The organism is Nocardiopsis prasina DSM 43845 (assembly GCF_000341265.1).
GTDB lineage: Bacteria > Actinomycetota > Actinomycetes > Streptosporangiales > Streptosporangiaceae > Nocardiopsis > Nocardiopsis prasina.
The window spans coordinates 14,202-31,446 of record NZ_ANAE01000133.1; the positions used below are offsets into that span (position 1 = coordinate 14,202).

Sequence of the window (17,245 nt, forward strand, 5' to 3'; positions counted from 1 at the left end):
TCCCGGGCCGGGCGCGGCCGTCCGCCGGTCCGACACCGACCCGTCTCACCGCTGGGACACCAAGGAGCCTTCCCCCGAACGGGCTCCCGGACTAGGAAGTGCTGATGAGCGAGCAGACTGAGGCCAAGAGGGACCTGCCGCCCGAGGCCATGGGCAACGAGAAGTGGCACGACACCACGCACGCCGTGTGGTTGCGCTCCTCCCTGTCCAAGGAGGAGTCCGAGGCGGTCGTGGAGGTCGCCGAGTTCGACGACGGCTTCCGCGCGGTGCGCGACGGCAAGTCCCCGGAGAAGGGCACCCTGTTCTTCACGCCCGCCGAGTGGGAGGCGTTCGTCCTGGGCGCCCGTGACGGTGAGTTCGACATCCCGGAGGAGTACCTCACCGAGGAGGAGATCGCGATCCAGCGCGGCGAGACCGAGGTCGAGGCGACCTGGGTTCCCTCCCCACTGAACACGCCGGAGGCGATGGAGGAGTACCATCGCCGCCAACGTGAGGAATCCGAGCGGAAGTCCACGACCGAGGACGACTGACCGGAGCACCCACACCCGGGCGCGCGGGTGTACGGGCTCCTCACCTGACCCCGTACACCCTTCGTTCCCAAATGTGGGTAGCTAAGGACCGGCATATGTCCCCTCATATCGCCCTTCTGGTCAACCCGGCCTCCGGCCGACGCCGCGCCGCCGTCATCGCGGTGAGGCTGAAGGAGGCCCTGCGCGCCCAGGGCGCGCGCGTTCACGTCTACACCGGCCGTTCGGCCGCGGACAGCCGCAGGCTGGCCAGGTTGGCCGCCGCGGACCGCCCCGACGCACTGGTCGCGGTGGGCGGTGACGGCCTGGTACACCAGGTTCTTCAGGGCGTCGTCGGCAGCGGCGTCCCCCTCGCGGTCATCCCGGCGGGCAGCGGCAACGACGTGGCCCGCGCCTTCGGAGTCCCCAAGGGTTCGCCCGATCAGATCGCCGAGGCGATCCTGGCCGGACGCACCCGCGCCAGCGACGTCGTCCGCCTGACCACCGCGGACGGCCGACAGCGGTACTACATGAGCGTTCTGGCCTGCGGTTTCGACGCCCGGGTCAACGAACGGGTGAACAACTTCCGGTTCGGGATGGGCCGGTTCGGCTACCTCATCGGGATCGTCGCCGAACTCCGTTCGTTCAGGCCCATCGACTTCGAGGTCGACGTCGACGACGAGCGGATCGCCGAACCCGGCATGCTCGTGGCGGTCGGCAACACCAGTGCCTACGGCGGCGGCATGCACGTGTGCGCCGACGCCGTCCCCGACGACGGGCTGCTCGACGTGGTCTTCGTGAAGCACGGGTCGCTCGGCCGCTTCCTGCGCCTGTTCCCCCGGGTCTTCGCCGGCAGCCACCTGGGACTGGACGAGGTGGTCTTCCGGCGGGGGCGCTCCGTCACCATCCGGGGTGAGGCGGGGACCGCCTACGCCGACGGGGAACCGACGGGCGCACCGACACTCGTGTGCGAGGTGGTGCCGAAGTCGGTCGAGATGTTGGACCTGACCTCATAGGCTGGCAATCCTATGAGTAGTCACTCCGAGCGTTACGCCGCCTTCCGCAGGCGCCAGAGCGCCTCCAGCGCCGCGATCGAGGCCTTCCAGGGGCTGTACGGGTTCGAGTTCGACCCCTTCCAGATCAGGGCCTGCAAGGCCCTGGAGAGCGGACACGGGGTGCTGGTCGCCGCGCCGACCGGTTCCGGCAAGACCGTGGTCGGCGAGTTCGCCGTGCACCAGGCCCTCAACGAGGGCACCAAGTGCTTCTACACCACGCCGATCAAGGCCCTGTCCAACCAGAAGTACAACGACCTGGTCAGGCGCTACGGCGCCGACCAGGTCGGTCTGCTCACCGGTGACAACAGCGTCAACGGCGAGGCGCCCGTGGTCGTCATGACCACCGAGGTGCTGCGCAACATGCTGTACGAGGGTTCGTCCACCCTGGGCGGGCTGGCCTACGTGGTCATGGACGAGGTGCACTACCTCGCCGACCGCTTCCGGGGCGCGGTCTGGGAGGAGGTGATCATCCACCTCCCCGAGTCGGTGCGGATGGTCGCGCTGTCCGCGACCGTCAGCAACGCCGAGGAGTTCGGCGAGTGGCTCCAGCAGGTGCGCGGCGACACCACGGTGATCGTCGACGAGAAGCGGCCCGTCCCGCTGTGGCAGCACGTGATGGTGGGCAGGCGCATCCACGACCTGTTCGTCGACGAGCAGCCGGAGGAGACCGGCGTGGACGAGGAGGAGGGCGGAGGCAGGAGCAGGCGAAGGCGCGAACGCCGCAGGGCCCAGCACCAGCGTCCACGCGAGATCCAGGTGGGCGGGCGCAAGCTGCTCATCAACCCGTACCTGACCCGCACCGCCGAGGACGACGCCCGCACCACCCAGCTGGCCAACCGGCGCAGGCACCCGCAGACCCGTGCCCGGGGCAACGTGCGTCCGCGCACCCGCTTCGCCCCGCCGTCACGGCCGATGATCATCGAGGAGCTGGACGCGGAGGGCCTGCTCCCCGCGATCACCTTCATCTTCAGCCGGGCCGGATGCGACGACGCCGTGCGCCAGTGCGTGGCCTCCGGGCTGGTGCTCACCACCCCGGACGAGGCGGCGTACATCCGCGAGTACGCGGAGTCGCGGTGCGCGGACATCCCGCGCGCGGACCTGACCGTGCTCGGATTCGACTCCTGGCTGCGCGCCCTGGAGGCGGGCATCTCCGCGCACCACGCGGGGATGCTGCCCACCTTCAAGGAGATCGTCGAGCACCTGTTCTCGCGCGGGCTGATCCGGGCGGTCTTCGCCACCGAGACCCTGGCCCTGGGCATCAACATGCCCGCGCGCACGGTCGTGATCGAGAAGCTCGACAAGTGGAACGGCGAGACGCACGCCTCGCTCACCCCCGGCGAGTACACCCAGCTCACCGGGCGTGCCGGTCGACGGGGTATCGACGTCGAGGGGCACGCGGTCGTCGTGTGGCAGGCGGGGACCGACCCCGAGTCGGTGGCCAGCCTCGCGGGCACCCGCACCTACCCGCTCAACTCCAGCTTCCAGCCCTCCTACAACATGGCGGTGAACCTGGTCGGCCAGGTCGGCCGCCAGCGCAGCCGGAACATGCTGGAGGCCTCCTTCGCCCAGTTCCAGGCCGACCGCGCCGTGGTGGGCCTGGTCAAGCAACTGCGCAAGCACGAGGAGGCCCTGGAGGGCTACGCCGAGGCGGCGGAGTGCCACCTGGGTGACTTCATGGAGTACGCGGCCCTGCGGCGGGCCCTGAGCGACCGCGAGACCATGCTGGCCAGGAACCGTTCGGCCGAGCGCCGCGACGAGGCCCTGGAGAGCCTGGAGCGACTGCGCCCGGGCGACATCATCCGCATCCCGGCCGGACGCTACTCCGGACACGCCGTCGTCCTGGACCCGGGCCTGCGCCACGATCTGCCCGCGCCCCTGGTGCTCACCGTCGACAAGCAGGTCAAGCGGGTCAACTCCAGCGACTTCCCGGTTCCGGTGCACCCCTCGGGGCGCATGCGCATCCCCAAGTCGTTCTCCGCGCGCTCGCCGCGTTCACGCACGGACCTGGCCTCCACCCTGCGCAACAAGCTCAAGGAGCGGGGGACCGACCCGTCCTTCGAGCGGGGCGGGCGCCGGGGCGCCCAGGAGGACCCGGAGATCCAGCGGCTGCGCGCGGACCTCAAGGAACACCCGTGCCACGGCTGCTCCGACCGCGAGGACCACGCCCGCTGGGCGGAGCGGTACTTCCGCCTCCAGAAGGAGACCGACGCGCTGCGCCGCCGCGTGGAGGGCCGTTCGCACGTCATCTCCCGCACCTTCGACCGGGTGTGCGGTGTGCTGGAGGACCTGGAGTACCTCTCCGGCGACGACGTCTCCGCGGACGGCGGCAAGCTCGCCAAGATCTACTCCGAGCTCGACCTGCTGGTCGCCGAGTGCCTGCGCCGGGGTGTGTGGGACGAACTGAACCCGGTGGAACTGGCGTCCTGCGCGGCCGCACTGGTCTACGAGGCCCGGCGGGGTGACGACGCCTACCCGAGGCTGCCCGAGGGGAAGGTCGAGGAGGCCCTGACCGAGATGACGCGGCTGTGGGGCCAGCTCAACGAGGTCGAGTCCCGGCACCGGGTGTCGTTCCTGCGCCAGCCCGACCTCGGATTCGTGTGGACCGCGCACCGCTGGGCGCGCGGCGACCGGCTCGACGCGATCCTGCGCCAGTCCGACATGACCGCGGGCGACTTCGTGCGCACCGCGAAGATGCTCGTGGACATGCTCAGCCAGATCGCGGGGGCCGCCGCCGACCCGCATGTGCGCGGCAACGCCCGCAGGGCCGCCGACCTCGTCCGGCGCGGAGTGGTGGCCTACTCCTCCTTCAACTAGGCGTCGGGGCGCCCCGGTGGTCAAACCGGGTCATACGGGGCGCCATCATGGGATACGCACGGGACCCCTCCGGGGGCCTGTAGTCCGCGACACATCCTGAAACGAGGCTTCGTCCATGCTGCGCACCCTCATGAACGGCAAGATCCACCGCGCGACGGTCACCCAGGCCGACCTGCACTACGTGGGGTCGGTCACCATCGACGCCGACCTGATGGACGCCGCCGACATCGTCGACGGCGAGCAGGTCCACATCGTCGACATCGACAACGGTGCCCGCCTGGTCACCTACGCCCTGGTCGGTGAGCGGGGGAGTGGAGTCATCGGGATCAACGGCGCCGCCGCGCGCCTGGTGAGCCCCGGCGACCTGGTCATCATCATCGGCTACGCCCAGGTGGACGAGCGGGAGAGGGCCGACCACGTCCAGCACGTCGTGCACGTGGACGGTGAGAACCGGATCGTCGCGCTGGGCAACGACCCCGCCGAGCCGGTCCCGGGCAGCGACACCATCGCTGGTCGCTGACCGACACGCACCACACGACGCCCGTGTCAGCGCACGGGCGTCGTTTGTGCGTCGGGGTGCGGATCGGGCCGTCGGAACGGTGGTGAAACGCGCGGAAAGACCCTCAGAATGGCCGGTTCCGGCCTGATCGGACATGCGGGTCCCGGGTATGTCCAGGGGCGCCATGGACGAACGGGACGAGGAGCGGCGCCGGGTCGCCGAACACATCGAGTGGCAGAAGCAGGGTGCTTGGGTCGTCCTCTGGGGTCCCTACACCCGGCGTTTCTGGGCGTTCGCCTGCTGGCCGGTCATCCCCGCGGGCGGGGTGGTGGTACACGCCGACGGCCCCGACCTGCTCTACGCGGAGATGCGCTACGTCGAACGCGAGCACGACTTCCTGCGGTGGCGCTACGGGCGGGGCTGAGTCAACGCTGGCCGAATGTGACCGGCGATCTGGCCCGAACCGGAGCCGAGGACTACGATTCATCCGTTGGCCGGATGAATCGGAGAATCCACCTCGTGTCCACACAAACCAGCCGGAACGGGGAGCCCCTCACCGAGTCGGCACGGTCCCGCCTGCAACAACGCACCGTCCTGGTGCTCATGCTCGCCCAGGTCGTCGGCAGCATCGGGATGGGCGCCATGCTGGCCGTGGGCGCGCTCATCGCCCTCGACCTCAGCGGTTCGGACGCGTGGTCGGGGATGGCCACCACCATGATCACCCTGGGCGCGGCCGCGTTCGCCCTGCCCCTGGCCTCACTGGCCGCCCGGAGCGGTCGCCGTCCCGGCCTGGCCCTGGGCTGGTTCTTCGGAGCGCTGGGCGGGACCGTGGTCATCGCCGCCACGCTCCTGGACCTCTTCGCCCTCTTCCTGCTCGGCATGCTCCTGATCGGTGCCGGGACCGCCACCAACCTCCAGGCCCGGCACGCCGCCGCCGACCTGGCCACCGAACGTACCCGGGGCCGCGACCTGTCCGTGGTGGTGTGGGCGACCACCGTGGGTTCGGTGGTGGGCCCCAACCTCATCGGCCCGACCGGAGGCCTGGCCGTCCTCCTGGGCCTGCCGGACCTTCTGGGGCCGGTGCTGCTCACCACGGCCGGGTTCCTCGGCGGGGCAGTGGTCATCGTGATCCTGCTGCGCCCCGACCCGCTGCTGACCGCGGCCGCCGAGGCGGCCCGGGACGACGCCGACCAGGGGAGGGCGCGCAGGGGCGGGGTCGGGCTGGCCGACGCGCTGCGGGCCATCGGCCGTACCCCCTCGGCGCTCCTCGCGGTGGTGGGGGTCGTGGCCAGTCACACGGTGATGGTCTCGGTGATGACCATGACACCGGTGCACCTGACGCACCACGGCGCGGAACTCACCGTGATCGGACTGACCATCTCCCTGCACATCGCCGGGATGTACGGCCTCTCCCCGTTGGTGGGCTGGCTCGCGGACCGCTTCGGCCGCACGCCCACGCTCCTGGCCGGACAGGTGATCCTGCTGGTGGCCGCCGCCGTCGCCGGAACGGCCGGACACAGTGAGGCCCTGGTGACCACCGGACTCGTCCTGCTCGGGGTGGGCTGGTCCTTCGGGCTGGTCTCGGCCAGCGCGCTGTTGGCCGAGTCACTGCCCGCCGAGGTCCGCCCCCGCGCGCAGGGATTCAGCGACCTGGCGATGAACCTGGGGGCCGCCTCGGCCGCCGCCGTGTCCGGCGTGGTCCTGGCGACGGTGGGGTTCGGGGGACTGAACCTGTTCGCCGCCCTGTTCACCGTCCCGGTGTTCCTGCTCGCGCTCCGGGCTCGGGGCAAACACTTCCGGACCTTTACCGGAAACGCCCGGTGAGCTCCGCTCCGGCCCTCCTTCGCACGGTTACGGTGCGGTTCTGAAGTGCCCGCTGGTTCGTTCGGCGGGACCGTGCCGCTGGACGAAGGGGTGTTCTGGGTGAGTGATCGGGAGCCCGAGGAGGGTGCCGGTGAGCGGCCGGACCAGGATCCGGTCAACCACCACCCACCGGAGGAGTGGCGCCCGGGGGACCCCGGCGATCCGATCGAGGGCGGGCCGCAGCCGCCCGGGGAACCCCGGCACGGACCCGCTCCCGGCGGAGCGCACCGGCAGGGTACCCCGTGGTGGGGACAGCCGTCCCACACGCCCCCTCCCGTGGGGCCGTATCCGGGTGGGGCGCTGCACGGCGGACCACCTCCGTCCGGGGGCCCACCTCCGTCCGAGGGCGCGACTCCGCTCGGGGGACCGCTTCCGCCCGGGGGACCGCTTCCGGGCGATCACCCACCCGGTGCCCCTCGCTTCGATGCGCCCTCGGGAGGACAGCCCGTGTGGTGGCAACCTCCGGGCGGCCAGTCCCCCAACGGCCACGCCTCGGAGGCCCAGTGGGGTGAGGGTCCCCCCTACGGTCCGCCACCGGGCGAGCCGCGACCGTCCGGGGGCGAACCGGACCCGGCGAGCCCCGGTGAGTACTCCCAGGGGCCCAGCGGCCCGGGAAGCGCGGGGTACGAGCGCGAGGGGTTCGCGCCCGGCTACGGCGGCTACCCGAACGAACCGGTCAACTACGGTGCCCAGGGCGGCTACGGGCCGCCCGGGGGCTATCCCCCCGGCGGTTACGGACCTCCGGGCCAGGGCGGTTACGGGCCGCCGCCATCGAAACCGACTCCCTGGGGCAAGATCATCGGGATCGGCTGCGGTGTCCTGCTCCTCCTGCTCCTCGCACTGGGCGGCTGTGCGGCGGTGGCGCTGGTGCTGGCGGACCGCGGCGCGCCCAGCGGCGGCGGTGATCCGGGGGTCGAACGAACGGAGGACGGAGAGCCCGGCGGGGAGGTGCCCTCGGAGGCGGATCTGACCGCCACCGCCACCGAGTTCGAGCCCAGCTCGCTCTACGTGGAGGGCGAGTTCACCAGCGTCGAGGTGACCGTCGCCAACACCGGCTCGGACGCCCTGGACGTCAATCCGCTCTACTTCGTGGTGGTGGACACCGAGGGGACGGAGCACAGTCCGGGCGACGCGATCGCGATGGACGCCAACGAACTCGGCGTGCAGACCCTGGACCCCGGTCAGACCGCCAACGGCTCGATCACCGTCGTCGGTGACATCGAGCCGGAACGGGTCCTCTTCGAGCCCTACTTCACCGGTCCGGTGGAAGTTCCGGTGACCTGAGCGGCGGCGCGCCACGGGTACGCGGTGAAGGAGAAGTCCTGTCAGGGGGCGAGCGCGGGGTCGCGCAGCCACTCGGACAGGGCCTCCTTGCGTTCGCTGTCGCACTTGAGCGGGCAGGTGGTGCAGAAGCCGTGCTCGGGGTCGCCCTTGTAGTCGAAGCAGCAGGTGCCGCGGACCGCCCAGGTGCCCCGGGGGTGGTCGGGAGCGAACGGGAACAGGCGCGGACGCTTGCGGGTGACGGCCCCCGCCTCGACCACCGCGTCGCCGAGCCGGGTAGCCAGATCCCAGGCCTGTTCGGCGTCCTGGCCGAGGTAGCGGGCCGGGTTGAGCATGTAGAAGTGCATGGTGTCCAGGACCCAGCCCCACAGGGTGCGCTTGCCCGCGCGTGAGTGCGCGTGCAGGGCCTCGACCAGGGGTTCGACGGTGGCGAAGAGGGCCTCGGCGACCAGGCGCAGCTGTTCGTCCTCGTCGCGGGCGATCACGGTGTCGGGGTGGTCGGCCGCGGGGTCGTCCGGCAGGACCACGGTGCGCGGGTCCACCACGGTGGGCGTGCCGAACCTGCTCCGGGCGGTGTCCCAGGGCAGGTGGAGGGTGTCGGGGGTGAGCAGCGGGCCGCGTCCGGTGAGGTAGAGGCAGGCGGCCACCAGGAAGACGGGTTCGCGCAGGGTGACCCGCAGGAAGTTGGTGGCGGCGGGGAGCCGGTGACCGGGACCGTGCTCGGTCCGGAGCTTGTCGAACAGGACGGGCAGCCAGCCGTACCCGGTCATCGAGGCGACACTGTGGAACTGGACGCCGTCCACCGGTCGGCCGTGGAGCTGCTCGGAGTCCGTGAACTCGGGCAGCGGCGCGAACTTCAGCCGCGCGCGGACGCCGAGGAGGGCGTCGAGCGGATCTGGAGTCACCTGGAAACCCTTCGTCGCGGAGCGGAACCGACAGGTCCGGGGCGTGCGGCCGCAGCGGCCGCCGGACGGGGTCGGGTTCACTTGCGCCTGTGAAGTGAGGCTATCCTAACCAGCCCGGCGGTGGCAATGCGTCAGCCTGGACGTTTGCCGAATCCTGGACACCGAGTGCCCCGGGCCATGACCGCACCACGGGTGCGGGGCCCGCGCTTTCACAGACTCAGGGCACGGAAGCGGCGCAGTGACAGCGGGACGCACACGGCCACCAGCAGCGCGGGCACGGCCAGGGCCAGGAAGAGCGCGTTCTGCGCCGCCCAGGTGTCCGAGGGCAGCACCTGGTTGCCGAACAGTTCCCGGGTGGCGGTGACCACGGCGGACAACGGGTTCCACTCCGCGATCGGGGCCAGCCACGACGGCATCGCGGTCGACGGCAGGAAGCTCGTGGAGAGCATGCTCAGCGGGAACGCCAGCGGGTAGACGAGCATGCTCGCCGTGTCCGGGTTGGCCGCGTACAGGCCGACCAGGACCCCGACCCACACCAGGGCGAACCGGAAGAACAGGAGCAGGACCAGGGCGGCCAGCGCACCACCGGGGCCGTCCTCGAAGCGCCAGCCGATCAGGGCGCCGCAGCCCAGGAGCAGCACGATCTCCAGCACGGCGCGCAGCATGTCGGTGAGTGTGCGGGCCCCGAGGATCGCCATCGGTGCCATGGGCATGGAACGGAAGCGGCTCATGACGTCGCGCGCGGTGTCGCGGGCGATCCCGGCCGAGGTCCCGGCGATCCCGTAGAGCATGACCATCGCCAGCATGGCGGGCACCAGGAACGTGCGGTAGTCCTCGGCTCCGGTATCCGACATGACGTCGCCGAACACGTACCCGAACAGCAGGACCATCAGCAGCGGCATGCTGATCGCGATGGCGAGCTCGAAGGGGTCGCGGACCATGTGCCGCAGGTTGCGCTGGCTCAGGACCAGGACGTCGCTCCAGACCTTGCCGCGTGGGCCGGTGGCCTGGTGGGGTCGACGCGTCGCGCTCCGCGTGGTCCGGGTCGGAGAGGTGGTGCTCGCGGTCATCGGGAGGCCTCCTTGGCGGTGGTCACGGTCTCGGTCCCGGTCAGGCCCAGGAAGACCTCGTCGAGGCTGGGCCGGCGCACCCCGAGGTCGGTGATCCGCAGGTCGGAGCCGTCCAGAGTGCGCACGGCCCCGGTCAGTGCGGCCATCCGGTCCTCGACGGGCACGCTGACCCGCCGCTCGCCGGAATGGACCCGGGCGGGCGCGGACAGCGCCGCACCGAGCAGGTCGGCGACGGAGGACAGGTCGGCCGGGTCGTGCACGTGGACGTCCAGGCGGTCCCCGCCCACCTGGGACTTCAGGGAGTCCGGGGTGCCCTCGGCGATCACCCGGCCGTGGTCGATGACGGCGACGCGGTCGGCGAGCTGGTCGGCCTCCTCCAGATACTGCGTGGTGAGCAGCACGGTGGCTCCCCCGGCGACGAGCTCGCGCACCGCCTCCCACACCTGGATGCGGCTGCGCGGGTCCAGTCCGGTGGTGGGTTCGTCCAGGAACAGGATGCGGGGCTCCTGGATCAGGCTGACCGCCAGGTCGAGGCGGCGGCGCATCCCGCCGGAGTAGCCGCTGGCGGGGCGGTCGGCGGCGTCGACGAGGGCGAACCGCTCCAGGAGTTCCCGAGCGCGTTCACGGGCGCCGGTCCGGTCGAACCCGTACAGGCGGGAGAACATCACGAGGTTCTCGCGGGCCGTGAGGATCTCGTCGACGGACGCGTACTGGCCGGTCAGGCCGATGACGGACCGGACCAGCTCCGGTTTCTCGAGCACGTCGTGGCCGCCGACGGTGGCGGTGCCCGCGTCCGGCCGCAGGAGTGTGGACAGGGCGCGCACGGCGGTGGTCTTGCCCGCTCCGTTGGGCCCGAGCAGGCCGAGGACGGTGCCGGGGGCGACGGTGAGGTCGAGCCCGTCCAGGGCCCGCGTGTGGATCCGCCCGGCTACTCCGAGGACCAGGGGCCGCTGGGCGGCCTCGACTTCGCCATCCAGCGCATCCTCGACGGGGTCGAGGCCTACGTGGGGTCCGGCCGAAAGGACGCAACGGAGGACCGGGACCCCGGTCGGTCCTGACGGGCCGAGGGGCGGGACGCACCCGCCCCTCCCGTGCTCAGCGCACCAGCACCAGGTGGTGACGGGCCAGCGCGGCCACGACCTGGGCGCACACCGGCGCCTCCACACCCGCGCGCTCGGCCAGCCCCGCCACGGACAGCTCCCGGTGTTCGGCGAGCGCCTCCAGGACCGGCTCCGCCACCACGGGGAGCCGGTACCGCTTCCCGGCGACGGTGACCACGACCCGGGCGTCCCCGCCCTCACCCTCCCGCTCCACCGGGGGCGGCAGGATCGGGACGAACTCCACCCGCGCGTGCTCCGGTGGCACACCGTCCTCCACCGGCCAGGGCAGGGAGAACGACGTGCGCCGGGGGAACCGGGCGTCCCGCTCGGCGAGGAAGGTGTCCAGGTCCAGGCTCTCGGCCAGCTCCGTGATCCGGGCGACCAGCTCGTGCCGGTGCTTACGGCGCGAGTCCGGGTCGGCGAAGCGGGGCAGGTCCCGGCGGAACGCCTCCTCCGCGAACAGCCCGCGCACCAGCGCGTCGGCCCAGTCGATCCCGGTCGCCCGGGTGAAACCGAAGGTGAGGTGCATGCTCACCTCACCGGTACCGGTCACCGTGTGCCACCAACCGCGCGGCACGTGGATCACCTGACCCGGCCGCAGCACCCCCTCCCACACCAGGTGCAGCTCGCCGTCGGCGTCGCGGGGCGGGGTGTGCGCGTGGTCGGTGTCGTTCTTCATCGGGTACGGGCGCGAACCGGGACCGTGCACCTGCCAGTGCTTCGTCCCCTCCACCTGCACGATCACCGTGTCGTGGTCGTCCCAGTGGGTGTCGAATCCCCGGGACTCACCCCAGATCAGGTACAGGTTGGTCTGCGCGCGCTCCCGGGTCAGACGCATGAGGTCGTCGGCGGCGGCGCCGACCGGCGGGTGCATCCGGTCGATGCCGTCCAGCACCAGGCTCGCCCCGGCGCGCAGCTCCCGGTACAGCGACTCCGGGCGCACGATCCGGCGTTCGGTCCGCGAGACCCTGGCGCGATCGGTGTAGCGGTCCAGCGGTACCGGCGATCCGTCCTTGTGCAGCCGTAGCCGGGGCGGTTCCGGGGCGCTCTCGGCCAACAGGCCGTTGAGGTCGTCGAAGGTCAGGAGCGAACGCACGGCGTCCGCGCCCAGGTCGGCGAAGACGAACTCCTCCGACAAGCGGGTGGTGAGTGCGTCGCGGCCCACGACGTCGCACAGGGTTCGGGTGAACAGGCTGCCGGGATCGGTCACGGCTGTCCCCTTTCCGGGGGTCGGACGTTGCGGTTCGTGCGGGCGCGCGGAGGGTGGAGGGGCCCGCCCGGACCACGCCGTGGCGGCGCGGCCCGGGCGGGCACGGATCAGATGAAGTCCGAGCTGGAGTCGGTGCCGTCGTTGTCGCCGCCCGCGGTGGTGTCGCGGGAGGTCACCTCCGCCAGATCCTCGACCTCAACCTCGATGGGGTCCATACCGCACCTCGCTTTCTGTGTGCCGTCGATCCTCTTGGCCAGGGCCGGTCCGGACGCCGTCAGCGTCCGGTGAGCCCCGTCTTGTGGGCCGCGAACGCGTGTGCGTCCGCGGCCAGTCCCACGGCCCGGCTCACCGCGCGCGGGCCGTGCCCGACGTCGCGTTCGTAGCGCAGCAGGGCGGCCGGGCGGTCCCCCTCCTCACCCGCTGCCGCCAGCAGCGCCGCGCACATCTTGCGCGGGTGGGCGGCGTCGGTCCGGGTGTCGCCGTCGAACCCGGTGAGCAGGACGCTGGGATGCCGCAGCCCCGGTGTGCGCAGGGCGGAGTCCAACGCGCGGTGGTAGGGGGAGTAGGACACCAGGGCGGCGAAGTCGTCGGGGTCGGCCGCGGTGCCGAACTCACGGGTCCACATGCGGCCCAGCCCGAGGCTCTCGAACCGCACCATGTCCGCGAGCGGGGCCGAGGCGATCACGGCCGCGCACAGGTCGGGGCGGGCCGTGGCGGCGGCCAGCACGAGCAGACCCCCGGCCGAACCGCCCGAGAGGCACAGTTCGGAGCGCGAGCACCAGCCGGCGGTCACCAGGGCGTCGGCGGCGGCGACCAGGTCCCGCACCGCGCGCGGCTTGTGGCGGCCCGACCCCTCCAGGTGCCACCGGCGCCCGGCGTCACCCCCGCCCCGGACGTGTGCCACGGCGTAGCGGCCGCCGGACAGCAGCCAGGCCAGCACGGTCGCGCTGAACCCGAACTGCCGAGGGCGTCCGAAGCCCCCGTACGCGTGCAGGAGGGTCGGCCCGGCCCCGTCGCCGCCGGAAGCGTCGAAGACGGTGACCGGAACGCGGGTGCCGTCGGAGGACCGGCACCACACGACGGTGCGGACCACGGAGGGTGAGCCCTTGGAACCGGTACGCGTACCGCTGCGTGCCTGGGGTTCGGGACTGGCGGAGAGGGGCCAGGGCCCGGGCGCGGCCTCGCCCGGAGCGAGTCGCAGGACCCTCTGCTGGGTGGCCACGTCCGCGTAGCCGAGGAACACGGTGCCGTCCGGGGCCGCGACGGGCCCCGAGACCATGCCCTCACCCGGCAGTTCCACGGTGTGCGAGCGGGCACCGGTGACGGCGTCGTACTCGGAGGCCTCGCTGATGCCCAGCCGTGTGCGGACCACCAGAAGCGCGGTCGTCCCACCGGGCGCTCGGTGCGGGCAGAAGGCGTCCAGGGTCGCCCCCGGGTCCTCGGGAACGACCTCCCGCCAGTGCTCGGGCGAGAGCCGTTCGGCGGGGGCACCGGGCTCCACCGCGCACACGCGGCGTCGGGGAGCGTCCAGGGTGGTGCGCAGGTACAGCAGGCCGTCGGGGCCCGGGCGCACCTCGGTCTCGGCGTCGTGGTCCACCTGGAGGGGCCGGAACCGGGGCCGCTCGGCCGGGCCCGCGGCCAGGTCGGCCAGCCACAGGTCGGTGCGGTGCCCGGTGCCGTGGCTCTCGGTGACCAGCAGCCAGCGGTCGTCCAGCACACGCACGCCCGGCACGGTGCCCGGGCCGGTGCAGGGGTACACGAGGGTCTCGGCGCCGTCCACGACCCGGCGCAGCCACACGCCGCGCACGCCTCGGGCGCCGTCGCGGCGCACGTAGTAGAAGGCCCGTCGCCCGCCTGGCAGCCAGGCGACGTGCGAGTAACGCACACCGGACACGGTGGGGCCCACGGCGGAGCCCGTGTCGGTCCGGACCACGCGCAGACCTCCGCGCTCCACCCCTCCCGAGGAGGTCTGGAGGGCCACCAGGCGGCCGTCCGGGCTCGGCTCCCAGGAGTCCAGGGTGGTCCTCCCGGTGGGGTCGTCCACGCAGGGGTCGTAGACGGTCAGCGGACCGGTGTCCGAGGTGACGGGGGAGGACCCTCCCGTGTCGGTGTCCGCGCTGGCGGAGCCGCTCGGGTCCCGGGGCCACACCACGAGGCGGGGGTGTTCGCTCCCCGCGTGGCGAACCGTGCAGAACAGTGCTCCGGAGCGGAGAACCGGCGGAGACCACAGGTCGGTGGCCAGCAGGGCCCGGATGCGCTCGGCCAGCGGTTCGCGCAGGGGCCAGGTGGCCGCCTCGCGCTCGTACTCCCGCCCGCGTTCGGACAGCCAGCGCAGGGTCGCGGGGGAGTCGGACGCCTCCAGCCAGCGGTAGGGGTCGGGGACGGGGTGGCCGTGCAGGGTGTCGACGACCGACACGGGGTCGGTGACCGGGGCGGTTCCGGGGGCTCGGTTGCGCACCATCACATGGTTCAAGCGGCCCGACGCGACGGTCAAGGAAGAGATACCTGGCTCTGGGGGACGCGACTGTGTCCCTGAGGGAAGGTTTGTGGGGTGGGCCAGCCAGGACCGCCGGGGTGGTCGAGCGCGGGACCGGGTACGTCTCCGTCAAGGGGCGGTCCCCGTCCCTCGGAGACCGCTGGAGTGGGGAGTGAACCGTGGAGAACACCGACCGCAGGACCCCCGGGCCGCGCCGTTCGCTGGGAGCGGCGGTGTGCTTCGCTGCGGCGGTCCTGGCGACGGCACTGGTCGGCGGTTCTGCGGCCGCTGGCTCCGGTGCCGTCTACGCGAGCCTCGACCTGCCGGTGTGGGCCCCGCCCGCCTCGTTGTTCGGTCCGGTCTGGACCGTCCTGTACGTGCTCATCGCGGTCGCGGGCTGGCTGGTGTGGCGCTCGGCGGGGATCCAGGGGGCCGCGGTCTTCCTGGGTGTCTACGTCCTCCAACTGCTGCTGAACGCCGCCTGGACACCGCTGTTCTTCGGCGCCGGGCTCTACGGTCTCGCGCTGGTGGACATCCTGCTCCTGGTCGTGGCGGTGGCGGGCACGCTGTTCCTGGCCCGTCCGCACAGCAGGCTGGCGGCCCTGCTCCTCGTCCCCTACCTGCTGTGGGTCGCCTTCGCGGCCGCGCTCAACGCCGCGATCTGGCTGGCCAACTGACGGTCCCGCACGACGCCCGAACCGCGGCCGGGGGCGCACCGGGCCGGAACAACGGGGGCGGGCGGCGCCCCGGGGGATGGGGCGCCGCCCGCCCGTCCGGTCCGGGGAGGTGTGGACCGGACCTGGGAGGGTCAGTCAGACGTTGTCGGGGTGGCCGATCGCCAGGCCGCTCTCCTGGTCGAAGAAGTGCAGCTGGCTGACGTCCACCGCCAGGCTGATGGTGCTGCCCGGGCGCACGCTGCTGCGGGGGCTCACGCGGGCGGTGAACTGCGAGCGGTTGTCGCCCAGCGGCAGGGCTGCCTCCGCGCTCTCCTCGTCGTCGCCGGCGGCGTCCTTGGCCAGGGCGGCCGCGTCCTCGTGGCGCACGGGCGGGGCGTCGACGCCGAAGATCACGTTGATCTCGGTGCCCAGCTCCTCGGTCACGTCGGCGGTGACCTCGATGCGGGTGTCACCGCTGCCGTCGAGCTCGGCGTCGCTGAAGTCCGAGGGGCGGATGCCCAGGATCACCGAGCGGCCCACGTACTCGCCCAGGCCCGTGCGCTCCTTGAGGATCGCGGCCGGGACCGGGAGCTCGTGCCCGGCGAACCTCAGCACGGCGCCGTCACCGGAGCGGGAGAGGTCGGCGTCGACGAAGTTCATCGCCGGGGAACCGATGAACCCGGCCACGAACAGGTTGACGGGGGAGTCGAACAGTCGCTTGGGGGTGTCGACCTGCTGGAGGCGGCCGTCGCGCAGGACCGCGACCCGGTCGCCGAGGGTCATGGCCTCGATCTGGTCGTGGGTGACGTAGACGGTGGTGACGCCCAGGCGCTCGTGGAGCTGGTTCAGGGAGGCGCGCATCTGCACGCGGAGCTTGGCGTCCAGGTTGGACAGCGGCTCGTCCATGAGGAAGGCCTGCGGCTCGCGCACGATGGCGCGGCCCATCGCCACACGCTGGCGCTGACCGCCGGAGAGCGCGCCCGGCTTGCGCTTGAGGTAGGGCTCCAGACCGAGCATGTCGGCGGCCTCGCCGACGCGGCGGGCGATCTCGGCCTTGGGGACCTTGCGCAGCTTCAGGCCGAAGGCGAGGTTCTGCTCGACGGTCATGTGGGGGTAGAGCGCGTAGTTCTGGAAGACCATCGCGATGTCGCGGTCCTTCGGCGGACGGTCGTTGACGATCTCGTCGCCGATCAGCAGCGTGCCCGCGGAGATCTCCTCCAGGCCGGCGATCATGCGCAGCGCGGTGGACTTGCCACAACCGGACGGGCCGACGAGCACCATGAACTCGCCGTCGTTGATCCGGAGGTTGAGGTCGTCGACGGCCTTGACGTCGCCGCCGTAGATCTTGTCGACGCCCTCAAGGACGATCTCCGCCATGGCTGTCAGCTCCCGCGTTGGCTCGGTGGTGTGGCGTATCCGATGGTGGGCGGAGGTTTCCGGAGCACGTGGACCCCCTCGAGAACCCCTCCACCCGAACCCGATGTTCGAAGTTGATCGAAACGGGCTGAATTCTTGATCACATCAGACATGATCGCGATCAAAATGTCCAGAGCGCATTTGGTTTCGATCCGATTGCGGTCATGCGCAAACCGCCCCCGGTCAGCTGGCGTGCGCGGCTCAGGTGCGTTAGCCTGTCGCACGGTTCATCACGTTCTCCCCTCCCACCACTTGGGCCGGTGGCCACGACACGGCGGCCGGGTTGAGACAAGGGGTCGGGGAGTCTGGGTAACCTAACGACCAGTCCAGCACTGGACGGACCGGTTGTGCGGCCCCCACTCGTCCGATTGGACGCTGCATCACGCGCCAGGTG

General features: G+C 71.9%; 14 protein-coding genes. 8 read left to right on the plus strand and 6 right to left on the minus strand.

The genetic code is table 11. The annotated features are described in order from the left end of the window. Positions 1-104 precede the first annotated feature (104 nt). The 7 genes from D452_RS0114265 (at position 105) to D452_RS0114300 (ending at position 8,021) form a co-directional block, all read left to right on the plus strand. On the plus strand, positions 105-530 hold the full coding sequence (locus tag D452_RS0114265; protein ID WP_026129308.1) for a DUF397 domain-containing protein: 426 nt from the start codon (positions 105-107) through the stop codon (positions 528-530). 95 nt (positions 531-625) lie between these two features. Then, on the plus strand, positions 626-1,522 hold the full coding sequence (locus D452_RS0114270; protein WP_017544829.1) for a diacylglycerol/lipid kinase family protein: 897 nt from the start codon (positions 626-628) through the stop codon (positions 1,520-1,522). 12 nt (positions 1,523-1,534) lie between these two features. Beyond that, entirely contained in the window at positions 1,535-4,375 is a 2,841-nt protein-coding gene (locus D452_RS0114275) for a DEAD/DEAH box helicase (RefSeq protein ID WP_017544830.1), read from the plus strand. Between the two features lie 115 nt (positions 4,376-4,490). Next, positions 4,491-4,895: an aspartate 1-decarboxylase gene (panD, locus tag D452_RS0114280; RefSeq protein WP_017544831.1), complete on the plus strand. Its 405-nt coding sequence runs from the start codon at positions 4,491-4,493 to the stop codon at positions 4,893-4,895. Between the two features lie 163 nt (positions 4,896-5,058). Next, positions 5,059-5,298, plus strand: a complete 240-nt coding sequence (locus tag D452_RS0114285) for a hypothetical protein (RefSeq protein WP_086002862.1) — start codon at positions 5,059-5,061, stop codon at positions 5,296-5,298. 74 nt (positions 5,299-5,372) lie between these two features. After that, positions 5,373-6,698, plus strand: coding sequence for an MFS transporter (locus tag D452_RS0114290; protein WP_152498593.1), 1,326 nt, complete (start codon positions 5,373-5,375; stop codon positions 6,696-6,698). A gap of 486 nt (positions 6,699-7,184) precedes the next feature. After that, on the plus strand, positions 7,185-8,021 hold the full coding sequence (locus tag D452_RS0114300) for a DUF4352 domain-containing protein (protein ID WP_017544835.1): 837 nt from the start codon (positions 7,185-7,187) through the stop codon (positions 8,019-8,021). Positions 8,022-8,062: 41 nt separating this feature from the next. On the opposite strand, the gene D452_RS0114305 is transcribed toward D452_RS0114300, so the two are convergent. From D452_RS0114305 to D452_RS0114330, 5 genes are all read right to left on the minus strand, one after another. After that, positions 8,063-8,923, minus strand: coding sequence for a ferric iron reductase (locus tag D452_RS0114305; RefSeq protein ID WP_017544836.1), 861 nt, complete (start codon positions 8,921-8,923; stop codon positions 8,063-8,065). Between the two features lie 209 nt (positions 8,924-9,132). After that, entirely contained in the window at positions 9,133-9,993 is an 861-nt protein-coding gene (locus D452_RS0114310) for an ABC transporter permease (RefSeq protein WP_017544837.1), read from the minus strand. Continuing rightward, positions 9,990-10,937, minus strand: a complete 948-nt coding sequence (locus D452_RS0114315) for a daunorubicin resistance protein DrrA family ABC transporter ATP-binding protein (RefSeq protein WP_026129309.1) — start codon at positions 10,935-10,937, stop codon at positions 9,990-9,992. Before D452_RS0114315 ends, D452_RS0114310 begins: the two co-directional genes overlap by 4 nt. Positions 10,938-11,088: 151 nt before the next feature. Further along, on the minus strand, positions 11,089-12,303 hold the full coding sequence (locus tag D452_RS0114320; protein ID WP_017544840.1) for a JmjC domain-containing protein: 1,215 nt from the start codon (positions 12,301-12,303) through the stop codon (positions 11,089-11,091). Positions 12,304-12,577: 274 nt separating this feature from the next. Further along, the gene (locus D452_RS0114330) at positions 12,578-14,764 is read right to left on the minus strand and encodes a prolyl oligopeptidase family serine peptidase (protein WP_017544842.1); all 2,187 of its coding nucleotides are present in this window, start codon (positions 14,762-14,764) and stop codon (positions 12,578-12,580) included. Between the two features lie 194 nt (positions 14,765-14,958). Between D452_RS0114330 and D452_RS0114335 the strand changes: the two genes are divergently transcribed. Beyond that, complete coding sequence (locus D452_RS0114335) at positions 14,959-15,456, plus strand: TspO/MBR family protein (protein ID WP_017544843.1); 498 nt, start codon at positions 14,959-14,961, stop codon at positions 15,454-15,456. A gap of 135 nt (positions 15,457-15,591) precedes the next feature. Here D452_RS0114335 and D452_RS0114340 read toward each other — a convergent pair whose 3' ends face one another. After that, on the minus strand, positions 15,592-16,812 hold the full coding sequence (locus tag D452_RS0114340; RefSeq protein ID WP_017544844.1) for an ABC transporter ATP-binding protein: 1,221 nt from the start codon (positions 16,810-16,812) through the stop codon (positions 15,592-15,594). Between the last annotated feature and the right edge of the window lie 433 nt (positions 16,813-17,245).

Coding starts and splice junctions, on each gene's coding strand:
- D452_RS0114310 (WP_017544837.1), bottom strand. CDS start 9,993: ATGACCGCGAGCACCACCTCTCCGACCCGGACCACGCGGAGCGCGACG.
- D452_RS0114285 (WP_086002862.1), top strand. CDS start 5,059: ATGGACGAACGGGACGAGGAGCGGCGCCGGGTCGCCGAACACATCGAG.
- panD (WP_017544831.1), top strand. CDS start 4,491: ATGCTGCGCACCCTCATGAACGGCAAGATCCACCGCGCGACGGTCACC.
- D452_RS0114270 (WP_017544829.1), top strand. CDS start 626: ATGTCCCCTCATATCGCCCTTCTGGTCAACCCGGCCTCCGGCCGACGC.
- D452_RS0114290 (WP_152498593.1), top strand. CDS start 5,373: ATGAATCGGAGAATCCACCTCGTGTCCACACAAACCAGCCGGAACGGG.
- D452_RS0114330 (WP_017544842.1), bottom strand. CDS start 14,764: ATGGTGCGCAACCGAGCCCCCGGAACCGCCCCGGTCACCGACCCCGTG.
- D452_RS0114275 (WP_017544830.1), top strand. CDS start 1,535: ATGAGTAGTCACTCCGAGCGTTACGCCGCCTTCCGCAGGCGCCAGAGC.
- D452_RS0114340 (WP_017544844.1), bottom strand. CDS start 16,812: ATGGCGGAGATCGTCCTTGAGGGCGTCGACAAGATCTACGGCGGCGAC.
- D452_RS0114265 (WP_026129308.1), top strand. CDS start 105: ATGAGCGAGCAGACTGAGGCCAAGAGGGACCTGCCGCCCGAGGCCATG.